Genomic DNA, 16,371 nt, shown 5'->3' with positions numbered 1-16,371 from the left:
AGCTTGATCAAGGAGTGAACAAGTGACTGACATGCATATTGACTTCAAGGTGCTCAGCGATTTGCAGGAGGTCATGGAAGATGGCTACCTGCAATTGCTGGAGACTTTCCTGGAAGACTCCGAACGACGGTTGAGCCAGCTGCACGAGGCCAGGAATGCCCATGAGCTCGGTATTGCAGCTCACAGCTTCAAGGGCAGTAGCAGCAACATGGGCGCGGTCGGCCTGGCGAGCTTGTGCCATGAGCTGGAAGAGCGGGTCAGGCAGCAGCCGTTGTATGGCATCGAAGACCTGATCAATCGAATCGACCAGGAATACCTGGAGGTTCAACGCTTCTATCGTGGTGAGCGCGCGCGCGTTTCCGCCGGTTGAATTGCGACTTGGCGCGAGTTTTGCCTGTCTTTGCCCAGACGTTTTTTTTGTATTCGGCGCGGAGACCTCTCGATGCCTGTCGCATCCAATCCTTTGTTGCAAGCCAACGCCGTGGGCAAGCCGTCGCGCGGGGTCGGCTCGGTGGTCGACAAGTCGCCGCAGGCGGCGGGCGGGCAGGGCGGCGGCTTTGACCAGGTGATGGCCAAGCAGGGCCGTGACACCGTGCCTGCCCGAGATGACAAGGCTGCGGCAGCCAAGCCGAAGGACAAGCCTGAGGCGACCCAGGACGGCAAGAAAGAAACTGCCGACAAGCCAGGTGTTGCCGATGGCGGCAATAAATTGCCAGCGGACGATCAAAGCCAGGCCGGTGCTAATGTCGATGCCGAGGCGAATGCTGCGCCAGTCAATGATTTGAGCGTGCTGGACGCGAGCCTGGTCGCTGGCCAGGTCACCGACGCACAGCCAGGCGCGCAACTGATCCAGGCCCAGGCAGAAGCGGTGGCACCGGTGCTGCAGGCTGCGGCGCAGCCTGTCAAACCGCAGCTGGTCAGCCCATTGCCGGAAGAACCAGAGATGCAAGCGTTCGATCCAGAGGTCGACCCGCTGGCCAACTTGCCGACCCTGCGCCTGGCCCTTGAGCAGAGCGCGCAGGCCAAAGGCACGGTGTCGGCACATGCCGCCCCGGCTGCCGATGCGTCTCAGGCGCAGAGTGATGATGGTCAGGTGGCCGTCAATACCTTGGCGAACATGGTCGAGAAGCCGGAGGCTGACAGCGGGCAGTCGGAAACCGGTGAGAAGGCATTCAGTGCACTGCTCGAAGACGGGTTGAAAGACACCAAGGGCGCCAGCAGTGATACCCGTGTGGACGATTTTGCCAACCGCCTGGCCAACCTGACCCAGGCCGCCACGGCCAAGACCGCCAATGCGGTGCCGGTGACCAGCAGCCCGCTGCACCAGCCGCTGGCCATGCACCAGAGCGCCTGGACCGAAGGTTTGGTGAACCGGGTCATGTACCTGTCCAGCCAGAATCTCAAGTCGGCGGATATCCAGCTGGAACCTGCTGAGCTGGGGCGCTTGGACATTCGCGTCAATGTGGCGGCGGACCAGTCGACCCAGGTGACCTTCATCAGTGGCCATGCCGGCGTGCGTGATGCATTGGACAGTCAGGTGCACCGTTTGCGCGAGCTGTTCGCCCAGCAGGGGCTGGCGCAACCGGATGTGAACGTGGCCGACCAGTCGCGTGGGCAGCAGCAACAGCAGGCTCAGCAGCAGGGGTCGCAGTTGTCCGGGGTCGCGGCGCGGCGTGGCCAGGGTGGCGCTGAGCAAGGTGAGATTGCCGAGGCTTCACGCCCGGTTGAGCAGCAGGTTGTCATCGGCGACAGTGCGGTCGACTACTACGCCTGAGGGTTGTGGTGGGGTGAGGTCGAGCGCCGCCCGCGCGGCGCATCGTGAGCAAGGCTCGCTCCTGCAGACGCACGCGTTATCGCGCCGAGCACCAAAGCGGTCGCGCGCACATCCCACAGGAATCAGGGGTCCGAAACAAACGTAGGGGCGAGCCTTGCTGGCGATGCGCCGCGCGGGCGGCGCTCGATCTCCATCCCCCGTCTGGCATCCGTCATGCCCGCTATGTCAAATCTGGCATAACACTTGCTCAAGCCACGTCATCCTCATTTGAAACCCTGATGGACGACGGATTATTGGCATGGCGAAGAGCGACGCAGTGAAAGACCCCGCCTCTAAAGGCAAACTCAAGTTGATCTTGCTGCTGGTGCTGGCCTTGCTGCTGGCGGTTGGCCTGTCTGTAGGTGCCACCTGGTTCATCATGCACAAGAGCGAACCCGCACCGGCCGCCGAGCCGACCGCGAGCAACATCAAGCCTGCCGCGATCTACGAGCCACTGGCCCCTGCCTTTGTCGTCAACTTCAACCAGAACGGCCGCCAGCGCTACATGCAGGTGAGCATCACCATGCAAGGTCGCAACCAGGCAGACCTGGATGCACTGAAGGTGCACATGCCGGTGATCCGCAACAACCTGGTGATGATGTTCTCCGGACAGGGCTTCGACACGTTGGCCGGCAGCCCCGTGGGGCAGGAGATGCTGCGCCAGAAAGCCACCGCGGTGGTGCAGGAAGTTGCCCAGAAGGAAGTCGGCAAACCGGTCGTCGACCAGTTGCTGTTCACCAATTTCGTATTGCAGTAGGAGTCCGCAATGGCCGTACAGGACCTGCTGTCCCAGGATGAAATCGACGCCCTGTTGCATGGCGTCGACGATGGGCTGGTACAGACCGAGAGCGCTGCCGAGCCCGGCAGCATCAAGAGCTACGATCTGACCAGCCAGGATCGGATCGTCCGTGGTCGCATGCCGACCCTGGAAATGATCAACGAGCGCTTTGCCCGCTACACCCGCATCAGCATGTTCAACCTGCTGCGCCGCTCGGCTGACGTGGCCGTCGGTGGCGTGCAGGTGATGAAGTTCGGCGAGTACGTGCATTCGCTGTACGTGCCTACCAGCCTGAACCTGGTGAAGATCAAGCCGTTGCGTGGCACCTCGTTGTTCATTCTCGACGCCAAGCTGGTATTCAAGCTGGTGGACAACTTCTTCGGTGGTGACGGTCGTCACGCCAAGATCGAGGGCCGTGAATTCACGCCGACCGAGCTGCGCGTGGTCCGCATGGTGCTGGACCAGTGCTTCGTCGACCTCAAGGAAGCCTGGCAGGCGATCATGCCGGTCAACTTCGAGTACATCAACTCGGAGGTCAACCCGGCCATGGCCAACATCGTCGGCCCGAGCGAGGCGGTGGTGGTGTCGACCTTCCATATCGAACTGGACGGTGGCGGCGGCGATTTGCACGTGACCATGCCTTATTCGATGATCGAGCCGGTGCGCGAGATGCTCGACGCCGGTTTCCAATCCGATCTGGACGACCAGGACGAGCGCTGGGTCAAGGCCTTGCGCGAAGACGTGCTCGATGTGTCCGTGCCATTGAGCGCCACGGTTGCCCGTCGCCAGTTGAAGTTGCGCGATGTGCTGCACATGCAGCCCGGTGACGTCATTCCGGTGGAACTGCCTGAACACCTGGTGCTGCGTGCCAATGGCGTGCCGTCGTTCAAGGCCCGCTTGGGCTCGCACAAAGGCAACCTGGCACTGCAGATCATCGACCCGATCGAGCGCCGCTGAAGGCGCGTCGGTCGCTCTCCACGAATTGAATGCCTGTCGAGGACATCATGGCTAACGAAAACGAGATCACCTCCCCAGAAGATCAGGCCCTGGCCGATGAGTGGGCTGCTGCCCTGGAGCAGTCCGGCGACGCCGGTCAGGCCGACATCGACGCCTTGCTCGGCGGCGACAGCGGCAACGGTGGCGCCGGTCGCCTGCCGATGGAGGAGTTCGCCAGCTCGCCCAAACCCAAGGAGAACGTCAGCCTGGACGGCCCGAACCTGGATGTGATCCTGGATATTCCGGTGAGCATTTCGATGGAAGTGGGCAGCACCGAAATCAACATCCGCAACCTGCTGCAGCTCAACCAGGGGTCTGTGATCGAACTCGACCGCCTGGCCGGTGAGCCGCTCGACGTGCTGGTCAATGGCACGCTGATCGCCCATGGCGAGGTGGTCGTGGTCAACGAGAAGTTCGGCATTCGCCTGACCGACGTGATCAGCCCCAGCGAACGTATCAAGAAGCTGCGCTGAGTGAAGGGCATGATGCGGGCTGTCATGGCCCTGGCCACCTTGCTCGCCAGCGAGGTGGCGATTGCCGCGGCAACGCCGACCCCTGTATCGCCAGCGGCTGCCGCGCCCGGTAGCCTGGGTGGTCAACTGGCACAGATGGTATTCGGCCTGTTGCTGGTGGTTGGCCTGATCTTCTTTCTGGCCTGGCTGCTGCGACGCCTGCAGGGCGCTGCGCCCAGGGGCGGGCAGGTGATCGAGATCGTCGGCAGTCGTTCCATCGGTCCGCGTGACCGGCTGTTGTTGGTGCAGATTGGCAAGGAACAGGTGCTGATCGGCCACAGCCCCGGCAGCATCGAAACCTTGCATGTCATGGCCGAACCTGTGGATGTGCCCGCTGACGCACGTGCGGCGGCACCCGAGTTTGCCCAGCGCCTTCTGGAGCTGATGGGCAAGGATCAGAAGGACAAGAAGTGATGACCGGCGCACTGCGCTTACTGTTGAGCATTCTGTTGCCAGTGGCGCTGCTGCTGGCTGCGCCATTGGCCGTGGCAGCCGACCCGCTGTCGATTCCGGCCATCACCCTGTCCAACACCCCTGACGGGCAGCAGGAGTATTCGGTCAGCCTGCAGATCCTGCTGATCATGACGGCGCTGAGCTTCATTCCAGCGTTCGTCATCCTGATGACCAGCTTCACCCGGATCATCATCGTCTTCTCCATCTTGCGCCAGGCCCTGGGCCTGCAGCAGACGCCGTCCAACCAGGTGCTGACGGGCATGGCGCTGTTCTTGACCCTGTTCATCATGGCGCCCGTGTTCGACCGGGTGAACAAGGATGCCCTGCAGCCTTACCTGGCCGAGCAGATGACTGCTCAGCAGGCCATCGACAAGGCCCAGGGGCCGCTCAAGGACTTCATGCTGGCACAGACCCGGCAGAGCGACCTGGACCTGTTCATGCGCCTGTCCAAGCGGACCGACATCGCAGGCCCCGACCAGGTGCCGCTGACCATTTTGGTGCCAGCCTTCGTCACCTCCGAGCTCAAGACCGCGTTCCAGATCGGCTTCATGATCTTCATCCCGTTCCTGATCATCGACATGGTGGTCGCCAGCGTGCTGATGGCCATGGGTATGATGATGCTGTCGCCGCTGATCATTTCGTTGCCGTTCAAGATCATGCTGTTCGTGCTGGTCGACGGCTGGGCGCTGATCATGGGCACACTGGCCGGCAGTTTCGGCGGCGTCTGACGCTGTCAAGGAGAGTCTTGCATGACCCCAGAAGTAGCCGTCGACCTGTTTCGCGATGCCCTCTGGCTAACCACGCTGATGGTTGCCGTGTTGGTGGTGCCGAGCCTGTTGGTCGGCCTGGTGGTGGCGATGTTCCAGGCTGCCACCCAGATCAACGAACAGACCCTGAGCTTCCTGCCGCGCCTGCTGGTGATGCTGGTGACGCTGATCGTCGCCGGGCCATGGCTGGTGCAGAAGTTCATGGAGTACATCACCGGCCTGTACTCCAGCATTCCGCAACTGATCGGGTGAGGCAGGCATGCTGGAGCTGACCGACGCGCAGATCGGCACTTGGGTCGCCACCTTCGTCCTGCCACTGTTTCGCGTGACGGCCGTGCTGATGACCATGCCGATCTTCGGCACGCGGATGCTGCCGGCGCGGGTGCGTCTTTACGCTGCCTTGGCCATCACCGTGGTGATCGTCCCGGGTCTGCCGCCGCTGCCTGAATTCGACCCTTTGAGCCTTCGTGGCCTGCTGCTGTGTGGCGAGCAGATCATTGTCGGTGCGTTGTTCGGTTTCTCATTGCAGCTGTTGTTCCAGGCGTTCGTGATCGCCGGTCAGATCATTGCGATCCAGATGGGTATGGCCTTCGCGTCGATGGTGGACCCGGCCAACGGCGTCAACGTAGCGGTGGTCAGCCAGTTCATGACCATGCTGGTGAGTGTGTTGTTCCTGGTGATGAACGGCCACCTGGTGGTGTTCGAGGTCTTGACCGAGAGCTTCACCACCTTGCCGGTGGGCAACGCGCTGGTCGTCACTCATTTCTGGGAAATGGCTGGCCGGCTGGGCTGGGTGTTCGGTGCGGGTTTGTTGCTGATCCTGCCGGCAATCGCCGCCTTGTTGGTGGTGAACATCGCCTTCGGCGTGATGACCCGTGCCGCGCCGCAGTTGAACATCTTTTCCATCGGCTTCCCACTCACCTTGGTGCTGGGTATGGGTATTTTCTGGGTGGGTCTAGCCGATATTCTTTCCCACTACCAGGCATTGGCCAGCGAAGCGCTGCAATGGCTGCGTGAGCTGGCAAGGGCGCGCTGAGCATGGCTGAGAGCGAGAGCGGTCAGGACAAGACAGAAGAACCCACCGACAAGCGCAAGCGCGACGCGCGCGAAAAAGGTGAGATTGCCCGTTCCAAGGAACTGAACACCGTGGCCGTGACCCTGGCCGGGGCCGGCGGATTGTTGGCGTTCGGCGGCTACATGGCCGAGACCTTGCTCGAAATGATGCGCCTGAACTTCAGCCTGACCCGCGAGGTGATCGTCGATGAGCGTTCGATGGGCGCGTTTCTGCTGGCCTCGGGCAAGATGGCGATCTGGGCGAGCCAGCCGGTGTTGATTCTGTTGTTCGTCATCTCGTTCGTCGCGCCCATTGCCCTGGGCGGGTTCCTGTTCTCCGGCAGCCTGCTGCAACCCAAGTTCAGCCGAATGAACCCGTTGGCGGGGATCAAGCGGATGTTCTCGATGCATGCGCTTACCGAATTGCTCAAGGCGATTGCCAAGTTTTTCGTGATTCTGGTCGTGGCGCTGCTGGTATTAGCGTCTGACCGCCAGGCCTTGCTGTCGATTGCCAACGAGCCGCTGGACCAGGCGATCATCCATAGCGTTCAGGTGGTGGGGTGGAGTGCCTTGTGGATGGCGGCGGGGTTATTGCTGATCGCCGCGGTCGACGTGCCGTTCCAGCTGTACCAGACGCACAAGAAATTGAAGATGACCAAGCAGGAAGTGCGGGACGAGTACAAGGACACCGAAGGCAAGCCGGAGGTGAAGCAGCGTATCCGTCAGCTGCAGCGGGAGATATCGCAGCGGCGCATGATGGCGGCGGTGCCAGAGGCTGACGTGATCATCACCAACCCGACGCACTATGCGGTGGCCTTGCAGTACGACCCCGAGAAGGGTGGAGTAGCGCCCTTGCTGGTGGCCAAGGGCACTGATTTCGTTGCCTTGAAGATTCGTGAGATCGGTATCGAGCACAAGGTGCAGATCCTTGAGTCGCCCGCTCTGGCCCGAGCCATTTACTACTCTACCGAGCTTGAGCAGGAGATCCCTGCAGGGTTGTACCTGGCGGTCGCGCAGGTGTTGGCCTATGTATTCCAGATCCGCCAGTACCGTGCGGGCAAGGGCAAGCGGCCGGATCCGCTCAAGGACGACCTGCCGATTCCGCCGGACCTGCGGCGCGATAGCTGAGCTGGGATTGGTGATGGGACTGGGAGTGAGGTCGAGCGCTGTCCCGCCCCTGCGTTTCTAGGCGCCGTGCTCCGCGATGCACCGCGCGGGCGGCGCTGGGTCCTAAAAACGCTGAATTCCCCGAGCCATAGGCAAAACCCGCAAAGTTGGAAAGCTTCTTGCAAAGCCACGCCCAAGCGCCCCCTTGGGCGTCAAAGTTTTGCTTGAAGAGGAATCGCGGTGGATCGCACTCAGTTAATCAGCAACGCCCGCAACAACCTGGCCGGTCTCGGTCGGGGCAACCTGGGCGTGCCGCTGCTGTTGCTGGTGATGTTGGCAATGATGATGTTGCCGATCCCGCCGTTCCTGCTCGACGTGTTCTTCACCTTCAACATCGCATTGTCGATCGTCGTGCTGCTGGTCTGCGTCTACGCCCTGCGCCCGCTCGACTTTGCCGCGTTCCCCACCATTCTGCTGGTCGCCACGCTGCTGCGCCTGGCGCTCAACGTCGCTTCCACCCGGGTGGTCATGCTCCACGGCCAGGAGGGACATGGCGCTGCCGGTAAGGTGATCCAGGCCTTCGGCGAAGTGGTGATCGGTGGTAACTATGTGGTCGGTGCGGTGGTGTTCGCCATCCTCATGATCATCAACTTCGTGGTGGTGACCAAGGGTGCCGGGCGTATCTCCGAAGTCAGCGCGCGTTTTACCCTGGACGCGATGCCCGGCAAACAGATGGCCATCGACGCCGACCTCAACGCCGGCCTGATCGACCAGGCCCAGGCCAAGGCGCGCCGCGCCGAGGTGGCGCAGGAGGCCGAGTTCTATGGCTCGATGGACGGTGCCAGCAAGTTCGTGCGCGGCGACGCCATCGCCGGTCTGCTGATCCTGTTCATCAACCTGATCGGCGGCATGCTGATCGGTATGCTGCAGCATGGCATGTCGTTCGGCGACGCCGGCAAGGTGTACGCCCTGCTGACCATCGGTGACGGTTTGGTGGCGCAGCTGCCATCACTGCTGCTGTCCACGGCGGCGGCGATCATGGTTACCCGTGCCTCGGGCTCCGAGGACATGGGCAAGTTGATCAACCGGCAGATGTTCGATTCGCCCAAGGCCCTGGCGGTTTCCGGTGCGTTGATGATCGTCATGGGCCTGGTCCCGGGCATGCCGCACATCGCCTTCCTCAGCCTCGGGCTGCTGGCAGGCGGGGGTGCCTATCTGGTGTGGAAGAAGCAGCAGAAGGCCAAGATCAAGGCCCAGGAAGAGGTGCAGCGTCAACAGGACCTGCTGCCGTCGCCGCAGCGTGCACTGGAGACCAAGGAACTGGGCTGGGACGATGTCACGCCCATCGACATGATCGGCCTGGAAGTCGGCTATCGGTTGATTCCGCTGGTCGACCGCAACCAGGGTGGCCAGTTGTTGGCGCGGATCAAGGGCGTGCGCAAGAAGCTCTCCCAGGACCTGGGCTTTCTCATGCCTACCGTGCATATTCGCGACAACCTGGACCTGCAGCCCAGCGCCTACCGCCTGACGCTGATGGGGGTGATCCTGGCCGAAGCCGAGATCTACCCGGACCGCGAACTGGCCATCAACCCCGGTCAGGTGTTCGGGACGCTCAATGGTATCGCCGCACGTGACCCGGCATTCGGCCTGGAAGCGGTGTGGATCGACATCGGCCAGCGTGCCCAGGCGCAGTCGCTGGGCTACACCGTGGTGGACGCCAGTACCGTGGTCGCCACCCATCTCAACCAGATCCTGCAGAAACATTGCCACGAGCTGATCGGCCACGAGGAAGTCCAGCAGCTCTTGCAGGTGTTGGCCAAGGCATCGCCTAAACTTGCCGAGGAGTTGGTCCCGGGTGTCATTTCCTTGTCGGGGTTGCTCAAGGTCCTGCAGGCATTACTTTCCGAGCAGGTGCCGGTGCGTGACATTCGCAGTATTGCCGAGGCCATCGCCAACAATGCCAGCAAGAGTCAAGATACCGCCGCATTGGTGGCTGCAGTGCGCGTCGGATTGTGTCGCGCCATCGTGCAAAGCATTGTCGGCGTTGAGTCCGAGCTGCCTGTCATCACCCTTGAGCCAAGGTTGGAACAGATTTTGCTCAATAGTCTGCAAAGGGCCGGACAAGGTCAGGAAGACGGTGTTCTTCTGGAACCGAGCATGGCCGAAAAGCTGCAGCGTTCGTTGATCGAAGCTGCCCAGCGCCAAGAGATGCAAGGCCTGCCGGCCATCCTCCTGGTAGCGGGCCCGATCCGAGCCATGCTGTCGCGCTTCGGTCGTCTGGCTGTACCGAATTTGCATGTTCTGGCGTATCAGGAAATACCGGATAACAAGCAAGTCACCATCGTTGCCACTGTGGGCCCTAACGGCTGAGGTAGTGGGTTATGCAAGTTAAGCGTTTTTTCGCCGCCGATATGCGTCAGGCCATGAAGCTGGTCCGGGATGAGCTTGGCTCCGATGCCGCCATCATCGGTAACCGCCGTATTGCCGGTGGTGTCGAACTGACGGCTGCGCTGGACTACAAACTGTCGGCCCTGGCTCCGCGTGTGCCCAATGCCGAGCTTGAGCAAGAGCTGCGCAAGACCCAGTCGCGCATTGCCAACGTCCAGGCTGAGCTGGACAACCGTGATGACACAGCCGAAGGCAATCGCCAATTGTTCGCCGGGCAGTCGTTGACTGCCTCGGAGCCTTTGATCGAGCCTCACGTCGACATGCCGGCCCCTGCCGCGGCACCTGCGCCGGCGCCGGTCGACCCGCGTTTGTTCGATGCCATGCGCTCGGAGCTGTCGGGGCTGCGCGAGCTGCTGGAAGTGCAGCTTGGCTCGCTGGCCTGGAGCCAGTTGCAGGGCAGCAAGCCGCAGCAGGCCAACCTCTGGCGTCGACTGCAGCGTATTGGCCTGTCCGGTCCGATCGCTCGCGAGCTGCTGGATCTGACGGGCGAAATCGAAGAGCCGCGCCAGGCTTGGCGCATGCTGCTGGCGCACTTGGCACGGATGATCGAAGTGCCCGAGGTCGAGCCGATCGAGGAGGGCGGTGTCATCGCCATGGTCGGCCCGGCCGGCATGGGCAAGACCACCACCCTGGCCAAGCTGGCCGCCCGCTACGTGCTCAAGTACGGCCCGCAGAACCTGGCGCTGGTGAGCATGGACAGCTTCCGTATCGGCGCGCAGGAGCAGCTCAAGACCTTGGGTCGTATCCTCAATGTACCGGTGACCTACGTCGATCCAGGCCAGTCGCTGGCCCAGGCGCTGGAGCCGCTGTTGCGCAAGCGCGTGGTGTTGATCGACACCGCCGGCCTGCAAGCCAGCGACCCGGCCCTGCGCATGCAACTGGAAACCCTGGCCGGTCGTGGCATTGCCGCCAAGAACTACCTGGTATTGGCAACCACCAGCCAGAAGCAGGTGCTGACCGCCGCCTACCACAGCTACAAGCGCTGCGGGCTGGCCGGTTGTATCCTGACCAAACTCGATGAAACGGCCAGCCTCGGTGATGTGCTGAGCCTTGCCATCAGTCATGAACTGCCCGTGGCCTACCTTACCGATGGCCCGCGCATTCCTGACGACCTGCACCTGCCGCGCGCGCACCAGTTGGTCAGCCGCGCGGTCAGTGTGCAGTTGCAGGACGAGCCCAGCGAAGAGGCCATGGCCGACATGTTCGCTGATCTCTATCACAACCCTCGGCGAGCGGGTTGATGATGCAGCGTGTGCACAGTACCTACACCAAGGGGCCCGCAGAATTGCCTCCCGTGGGGTTTGGGTCCAAGCGAGACAAGGTAAACAACAGACATGGGTAGCATGCATCCCGTACAGGTGATCGCCGTAACCGGTGGCAAAGGTGGCGTCGGCAAGACTAACGTTTCAGTGAACCTGTCCCTGGCGCTGGCTGAGCTTGGTCGGCGGGTCATGCTGCTGGACGCCGACCTGGGCCTTGCCAATGTCGACGTACTGCTGGGCCTGACGCCCAAGCGCACCCTGGCCGATGTGATCGAGGGGCGTTGCGAGCTGCGCGATGTCCTGCTGCAAGGCCCAGGCGGTGTGCGGATCGTGCCAGCGGCCTCAGGCACGCAGAGCATGGTGCACCTGGCGCCTGCCCAGCATGCAGGGCTTATCCAGGCATTCAGCGAGATCGGCGACAACCTCGACGTGCTGGTGATCGACACTGCTGCGGGTATTGGTGACTCGGTAGTCAGCTTCGTGCGCGCCGCCCAGGAAGTGCTGCTGGTGGTGTGTGACGAGCCGACCTCGATCACCGACGCCTACGCGCTGATCAAGCTGCTCAACCGTGACTACGGCATGAACCGTTTCCGTGTGCTGGCCAACATGGCGCAGAGCCCGCAGGAAGGGCGCAATCTGTTCGCCAAGTTGACCAAGGTCACCGATCGCTTCCTTGACGTCGCCCTACAATACGTCGGCGCCGTGCCGTATGACGAATGCGTGCGCAAGGCAGTTCAGAAACAGCGCGCCGTGTATGAAGCCTTCCCGCGGTCCAAGTGCGCCCTGGCGTTCAAGGCCATTGCGCAGAAGGTCGACAGCTGGCCGCTGCCGGCCAACCCCCGCGGGCACCTGGAATTCTTCGTCGAGCGTCTGGTGCAGCCCACCAGCGCAGGGCCGGTCCTATGAACGCGAGCGGTTTCAAGATGTACAGCAGGGCGTCCAAGGATGCCCAGTACGAACTGGTGGAGCGGTATGCGCCACTGGTCAAACGCATCGCCTACCACCTGCTGGCCCGTCTGCCAGCCAATGTCCAGGTGGAGGACCTGATCCAGGCCGGCATGATCGGCCTCCTGGAAGTGGCCAACAAATACGACGCCAGCAAGGGCGCAAGCTTCGAAACCTATGCGGGTATTCGAATCCGTGGCGCGATGCTCGACGAGGTGCGCAAGGGCGATTGGGCGCCGCGTTCCGTGCACCGAAACACGCGCATGGTCAGTGACGCGATGCGGTCTGTTGAAGCCAGAACAGGTCGCGACGCTAAAGATCACGAAGTTGCTGCCGAACTTCAATTGAGTCTCGATGATTACTACGGGATTTTGAACGATACCCTGGGCAGTCGCCTGTTCAGCTTCGACGACCTGTTGCAGGACGGCGAGCACGAAGGGTTGCACGAGGATGGGGCCAGCGGCCAGATCGAGCCGTCGCGCGATCTGGAGGACGAACGCTTCCAGGCTGCCCTGACCGATGCGATCGCCAACTTGCCGGAGCGTGAGCGGCTGGTGCTGGCGCTGTACTACGACGAAGAGCTGAACCTCAAGGAAATCGGTGAGGTGCTTGGGGTCAGCGAATCGCGTGTCAGCCAGCTGCACAGCCAATGCGCGGCGCGCCTGCGCAGTCGTCTTGGGGAATGGCGGGCACGTTGAGCCTGGGGTCGTTGCAGTCGTTTCACGTTGTACCGAATTGATTGAATGCGTGCTCGGGGCCGAGCGCGTTTGAGACTGCTTGGAGGTCTAATTGAACAAAGACATGAAAATCCTCATCGTTGACGACTTTTCGACGATGCGGCGGATCATCAAGAACCTGTTGCGTGATCTGGGTTTCACCAATACCGATGAAGCCGACGACGGCACCACGGCGCTGCCGATGCTCGAAAGTGGCCATTACGATTTCCTGGTGACCGACTGGAACATGCCGGGCATGTCCGGGATCGACCTGTTGCGCAAAGTGCGCGCCCATGATCGCCTCAAGGGGATGCCGGTGCTGATGGTGACCGCCGAAGCCAAGCGCGACCAGATCATCGAAGCGGCCCAGGCCGGCGTCAATGGCTACGTGGTCAAGCCTTTCACTGCCCAAGTGCTCAAGGAAAAGATCGAGAAAATCTTCGAGCGCGTTAACGGCTGAGGCACGTAAGGGGGGCGCCATGGAACCATCACATACGTCTTTGGGCGAGTTCGAATCGACCCTGAAGAAACATGCCGAGGAGTTGGTCGAGAGCCTGGAACGGGGACGTTTCGGCGATGCGGTGCAGCTGATCCATCAGCTGAACCAGACCCGCGACCGTGGCTTGTATCAGGAAGTCGGCAAGCTCACCCGCGAGCTGCACAGCGCGATCGTCAGCTTCCAGATCGACCCGCGCATGCCGCAGGCCGAGGAGGTCTCGCAGATCACCGACGCCACCGAGCGCCTGTCCTACGTGGTCAAACTCACCGAGGGTGCGGCCAACCGCACCATGGACCTGGTGGAGCAGAGCACGCCGGTACTCAACGAGCTGTCCGCCGAGGCCCAGGCCCTGAGCGTTGACTGGCAACGGTTCATGCGCCGCGAGGTGGCAGCACCGGAGTTTCGTGAGCTGGTCAAGCGCGTCGACAGTTTCCTGACGCATAGCGCCGACGGGAACCGCAAGGTCGCCGGCCACCTCAACGATATCTTGCTGGCTCAGGACTATCAGGACCTGACCGGCCAGGTGATCAAGCGGGTAACCGCACTGGTCACCGAAGTAGAAAGCAATCTGCTCAAGCTCGTGCTGATGGCCAGTCAGGTCGACCGTTTTGCCGGTATCGAACATGACCACCAGCAGCTGCGCGCTGAAAAAGATCAAGAAAAACATCCAACCCGGGGTGAAGGTCCGCAGATTCATGCCGATAAGCGTGAAGACGTCGTGTCCGGTCAGGACGATGTCGATGATCTGCTGTCCAGTCTGGGTTTTTAGGGAGCACGTTTAATGAGCTTCGGCGCCGATGAAGAAATCCTTCAGGATTTCCTGGTAGAAGCCGGCGAAATTCTTGAGCAACTGTCCGAGCAACTGGTCGAGCTGGAAAGCCGGCCTGACGATGCTGACCTGCTCAATGCGATCTTTCGCGGTTTTCACACTGTAAAAGGGGGCGCCGGCTTCCTTCAGCTCAATGAGCTGGTGGAGTGCTGCCATATCGCGGAGAACGTGTTCGACATCCTGCGCAAAGGTGAGCGCCGGGTCGATGCGGAACTGATGGACGTGGTCCTGGAAGCCCTGGACACGGTCAACAGCATGTTCGGCCAGGTGCGCGAGCGCAGCGAGATCACGCCAGCCACGTCTGAACTGCTGGCGGCGCTCTCGCGCTTGGCCGAGCCGGCCGGGGCCGAGGTCGCCGCGCCGGTGGTCGAAGCCGCGCCGGTGGCCGAACAGGCCGTCGCCGAAGCCGATATCACCGACACCGAATTCGAACAACTGCTCGACTCGCTCGATGCCGTGAAAGCCCAGGCCGAGGCCGCTTCCGAGCAGCTGCAGGGCGAAACGCTGACCGGCAGTGGCGATGAAATCACCGATGCCGAATTCGAATCGTTGCTCGATCAGTTGCACGGCAAGGGCCAGTTCTCGCCCGAGCTCGCCGCCGCCGAGCCGCAAGCGGCGGCCAGCGCACCGGCGAGCGATGAAATCACCGACGAAGAATTCGAGTCGCTGCTCGATCAGTTGCACGGCAAAGGCTCGTTCCAGGCCGACGCTTTGCCTTCGGCAGCCGCGCCCGCAGCCCAGTCCCCAGCGGCATCGGCAACTGCCAGCGGTGACGAGATCAGCGAACACGAGTTCGAAGCGCTGCTCGATCAGTTGCACGGCAAAGGCAAGTTCTCGGGTGAAAGCGTCGCCGCAGAGGCACCTGCCGCTGTCGCAGCGCCGGTAGCGGCCAAGGCCGAGAGCCAGCCGGCAGCCAAGCCGGCCCCGGCTGCTGCGCCCGTCGCTGCACCTGCGGCGGCCGCCAAGCCTGCAGCCCCTGCCCGCAGCCCAGCGCCTGCCGCCGACAAGCATGCGGCCAGCGAAGCGGAGACCACCGTGCGGGTCGACACGGCGCGTCTGGACGAGATCATGAACATGGTCGGCGAACTGGTACTGGTGCGTAACCGCTTGGTGCGCCTGGGCCTCAATAGCGGCGACGAAGCCATGTCCAAGGCCGTGTCGAACCTCGACGTGGTCACCGCCGACTTGCAGACCGCGGTCATGAAAACCCGCATGCAGCCGATCAAGAAAGTCTTCGGCCGCTTCCCGCGCCTGGTCCGTGACCTGGCTCGCCAGCTCAAGAAAGAGATCAACCTGGAGCTGGTCGGCGAAGAGACCGACCTGGACAAGAACCTGGTCGAGGCCCTGGCCGATCCGTTGGTGCACCTGGTGCGCAACGCCGTCGACCACGGCGTGGAAATGCCCGACGAACGCGAGGCCGCAGGCAAGGCCCGGACCGGCCGGGTGGTGTTGTCCGCCGAGCAGGAAGGCGACCACATCCTGCTGTCGATTTCCGATGACGGCAAGGGCATGGACCCGAGCATCCTGCGTGCCAAGGCCGTGGAAAAGGGCCTGATGGACAAAGACGCGGCCGATCGCCTGAGCGAGTCGGACTGCTACAACCTGATCTTCGCCCCAGGCTTCTCGACCAAGACCGAGATCTCCGACGTGTCCGGCCGTGGCGTGGGCATGGACGTGGTGAAGACCAAGATTTCCCAGCTCAACGGCTCGATCAACATCTTCTCGGCCAAGGGCCAGGGCTCGAAGATCGTCATCAAGGTGCCGCTGACCCTGGCGATCATGCCGACCCTGATGGTGATGCTGGGCAACCAGGCGTTCGCCTTCCCGTTGGTCAACGTCAACGAGATCTTCCACCTCGACCTGTCGCGTACCAACGTGGTCGACGGCCAGGAAGTGGTGATCGTGCGCGACAAGGCATTGCCGCTGTTCTACCTCAAGCGCTGGCTGGTCCAGGACCAGGTGCACGAGGAGCAGCGCGAAGGCCATGTGGTGATTCTTTCGGTCGGTACTCAACGTATCGGCTTCGTGGTCGACCAGTTGGTGGGCCAGGAAGAGGTGGTGATCAAGCCGCTGGGCAAGATGCTGCAGGGCACACCGGGCATGTCCGGTGCCACCATCACCGGTGACGGGCGCATTGCGCTGATTCTCGACGTTCCGAGCATGCTCAAGCGTTACGCCGCCCGGCGTTATTGA

The 16,371-nt window shown here is 62.2% G+C and carries 17 protein-coding genes; all 17 read left to right on the top strand.

Going from position 1 to position 16,371, the window contains the following annotated elements; translation table 11 throughout:
* Positions 1-22: 22 nt before the first annotated feature.
* The 17 genes from P3R38_RS17425 (at position 23) to P3R38_RS17345 (ending at position 16,371) form a co-directional block, all read left to right on the top strand.
* The gene (locus P3R38_RS17425) at positions 23-370 is read left to right on the top strand and encodes an Hpt domain-containing protein (RefSeq protein WP_277686464.1); all 348 of its coding nucleotides are present in this window, start codon (positions 23-25) and stop codon (positions 368-370) included.
* A gap of 72 nt (positions 371-442) precedes the next feature.
* Positions 443-1,774 carry a flagellar hook-length control protein FliK gene (locus P3R38_RS17420; protein ID WP_023381521.1) on the top strand — a complete coding sequence of 444 codons (1,332 nt, stop codon included), beginning with the start codon at positions 443-445 and terminating at the stop codon, positions 1,772-1,774.
* A gap of 298 nt (positions 1,775-2,072) precedes the next feature.
* Complete coding sequence (fliL, locus tag P3R38_RS17415; protein ID WP_023381520.1) at positions 2,073-2,570, top strand: flagellar basal body-associated protein FliL; 498 nt, start codon at positions 2,073-2,075, stop codon at positions 2,568-2,570.
* Positions 2,571-2,579: 9 nt separating this feature from the next.
* Positions 2,580-3,548 (top strand): flagellar motor switch protein FliM, encoded by a 969-nt coding sequence (fliM, locus tag P3R38_RS17410; protein WP_023381519.1) that lies wholly within the window; start codon positions 2,580-2,582, stop codon positions 3,546-3,548.
* 47 nt (positions 3,549-3,595) lie between these two features.
* Positions 3,596-4,060, top strand: a complete 465-nt coding sequence (fliN, locus tag P3R38_RS17405) for a flagellar motor switch protein FliN (RefSeq protein WP_023381518.1) — start codon at positions 3,596-3,598, stop codon at positions 4,058-4,060.
* A 12-nt stretch (positions 4,061-4,072) separates the two neighbouring features.
* Complete coding sequence (gene fliO, locus P3R38_RS17400; RefSeq protein ID WP_041925711.1) at positions 4,073-4,513, top strand: flagellar biosynthetic protein FliO; 441 nt, start codon at positions 4,073-4,075, stop codon at positions 4,511-4,513.
* Positions 4,513-5,280, top strand: coding sequence for a flagellar type III secretion system pore protein FliP (gene fliP / locus P3R38_RS17395; protein WP_023381516.1), 768 nt, complete (start codon positions 4,513-4,515; stop codon positions 5,278-5,280). Before fliO ends, fliP begins: the two co-directional genes overlap by 1 nt.
* A 21-nt stretch (positions 5,281-5,301) precedes the next feature.
* The gene (gene fliQ, locus P3R38_RS17390) at positions 5,302-5,571 is read left to right on the top strand and encodes a flagellar biosynthesis protein FliQ (protein ID WP_023381515.1); all 270 of its coding nucleotides are present in this window, start codon (positions 5,302-5,304) and stop codon (positions 5,569-5,571) included.
* A 7-nt stretch (positions 5,572-5,578) separates the two neighbouring features.
* The gene (gene fliR, locus P3R38_RS17385; protein WP_023381514.1) at positions 5,579-6,355 is read left to right on the top strand and encodes a flagellar biosynthetic protein FliR; all 777 of its coding nucleotides are present in this window, start codon (positions 5,579-5,581) and stop codon (positions 6,353-6,355) included.
* 2 nt (positions 6,356-6,357) lie between these two features.
* Positions 6,358-7,500, top strand: coding sequence for a flagellar biosynthesis protein FlhB (flhB, locus tag P3R38_RS17380; protein ID WP_023381513.1), 1,143 nt, complete (start codon positions 6,358-6,360; stop codon positions 7,498-7,500).
* A gap of 219 nt (positions 7,501-7,719) precedes the next feature.
* Positions 7,720-9,849 (top strand): flagellar biosynthesis protein FlhA, encoded by a 2,130-nt coding sequence (flhA, locus tag P3R38_RS17375; protein ID WP_023381512.1) that lies wholly within the window; start codon positions 7,720-7,722, stop codon positions 9,847-9,849.
* Between the two features lie 11 nt (positions 9,850-9,860).
* Positions 9,861-11,168 (top strand): flagellar biosynthesis protein FlhF, encoded by a 1,308-nt coding sequence (flhF, locus tag P3R38_RS17370; protein ID WP_023381511.1) that lies wholly within the window; start codon positions 9,861-9,863, stop codon positions 11,166-11,168.
* Between the two features lie 93 nt (positions 11,169-11,261).
* Positions 11,262-12,095 (top strand): flagellar synthesis regulator FleN, encoded by an 834-nt coding sequence (fleN, locus tag P3R38_RS17365; protein ID WP_016393812.1) that lies wholly within the window; start codon positions 11,262-11,264, stop codon positions 12,093-12,095.
* Positions 12,092-12,832 (top strand): RNA polymerase sigma factor FliA, encoded by a 741-nt coding sequence (fliA, locus tag P3R38_RS17360; RefSeq protein WP_023381510.1) that lies wholly within the window; start codon positions 12,092-12,094, stop codon positions 12,830-12,832. The genes fleN and fliA overlap by 4 nt, the downstream gene beginning before the upstream one ends.
* 103 nt (positions 12,833-12,935) lie before the next feature.
* On the top strand, positions 12,936-13,310 hold the full coding sequence (locus P3R38_RS17355) for a chemotaxis response regulator CheY (protein WP_104881405.1): 375 nt from the start codon (positions 12,936-12,938) through the stop codon (positions 13,308-13,310).
* A 19-nt stretch (positions 13,311-13,329) separates the two neighbouring features.
* Positions 13,330-14,118, top strand: a complete 789-nt coding sequence (locus P3R38_RS17350; RefSeq protein ID WP_023381508.1) for a protein phosphatase CheZ — start codon at positions 13,330-13,332, stop codon at positions 14,116-14,118.
* A gap of 12 nt (positions 14,119-14,130) precedes the next feature.
* A complete protein-coding gene (locus P3R38_RS17345) occupies positions 14,131-16,371 on the top strand; it encodes a chemotaxis protein CheA (RefSeq protein ID WP_277686463.1) in 2,241 nt (746 codons plus the stop codon).

Source organism: Pseudomonas sp. NyZ480, assembly GCF_029537255.1.
Classification (GTDB): domain Bacteria; phylum Pseudomonadota; class Gammaproteobacteria; order Pseudomonadales; family Pseudomonadaceae; genus Aquipseudomonas; species Aquipseudomonas taiwanensis.
This window is presented reverse-complemented; position numbering and strand designations above follow the sequence as displayed.

What these genes read in the sequence shown, in the direction of transcription:
- P3R38_RS17420 (WP_023381521.1), top strand. Translation starts at nt 443, where the DNA reads ATGCCTGTCGCATCCAATCCTTTGTTGCAAGCCAACGCCGTGGGCAAG.
- fliL (WP_023381520.1), top strand. Translation starts at nt 2,073, where the DNA reads ATGGCGAAGAGCGACGCAGTGAAAGACCCCGCCTCTAAAGGCAAACTC.
- fliM (WP_023381519.1), top strand. Translation starts at nt 2,580, where the DNA reads ATGGCCGTACAGGACCTGCTGTCCCAGGATGAAATCGACGCCCTGTTG.
- fliN (WP_023381518.1), top strand. Translation starts at nt 3,596, where the DNA reads ATGGCTAACGAAAACGAGATCACCTCCCCAGAAGATCAGGCCCTGGCC.
- fliO (WP_041925711.1), top strand. Translation starts at nt 4,073, where the DNA reads ATGCGGGCTGTCATGGCCCTGGCCACCTTGCTCGCCAGCGAGGTGGCG.
- fliP (WP_023381516.1), top strand. Translation starts at nt 4,513, where the DNA reads ATGACCGGCGCACTGCGCTTACTGTTGAGCATTCTGTTGCCAGTGGCG.
- fliQ (WP_023381515.1), top strand. Translation starts at nt 5,302, where the DNA reads ATGACCCCAGAAGTAGCCGTCGACCTGTTTCGCGATGCCCTCTGGCTA.
- fliR (WP_023381514.1), top strand. Translation starts at nt 5,579, where the DNA reads ATGCTGGAGCTGACCGACGCGCAGATCGGCACTTGGGTCGCCACCTTC.
- flhB (WP_023381513.1), top strand. Translation starts at nt 6,358, where the DNA reads ATGGCTGAGAGCGAGAGCGGTCAGGACAAGACAGAAGAACCCACCGAC.
- flhF (WP_023381511.1), top strand. Translation starts at nt 9,861, where the DNA reads ATGCAAGTTAAGCGTTTTTTCGCCGCCGATATGCGTCAGGCCATGAAG.
- fleN (WP_016393812.1), top strand. Translation starts at nt 11,262, where the DNA reads ATGGGTAGCATGCATCCCGTACAGGTGATCGCCGTAACCGGTGGCAAA.
- fliA (WP_023381510.1), top strand. Translation starts at nt 12,092, where the DNA reads ATGAACGCGAGCGGTTTCAAGATGTACAGCAGGGCGTCCAAGGATGCC.
- P3R38_RS17355 (WP_104881405.1), top strand. Translation starts at nt 12,936, where the DNA reads ATGAAAATCCTCATCGTTGACGACTTTTCGACGATGCGGCGGATCATC.
- P3R38_RS17350 (WP_023381508.1), top strand. Translation starts at nt 13,330, where the DNA reads ATGGAACCATCACATACGTCTTTGGGCGAGTTCGAATCGACCCTGAAG.
- P3R38_RS17345 (WP_277686463.1), top strand. Translation starts at nt 14,131, where the DNA reads ATGAGCTTCGGCGCCGATGAAGAAATCCTTCAGGATTTCCTGGTAGAA.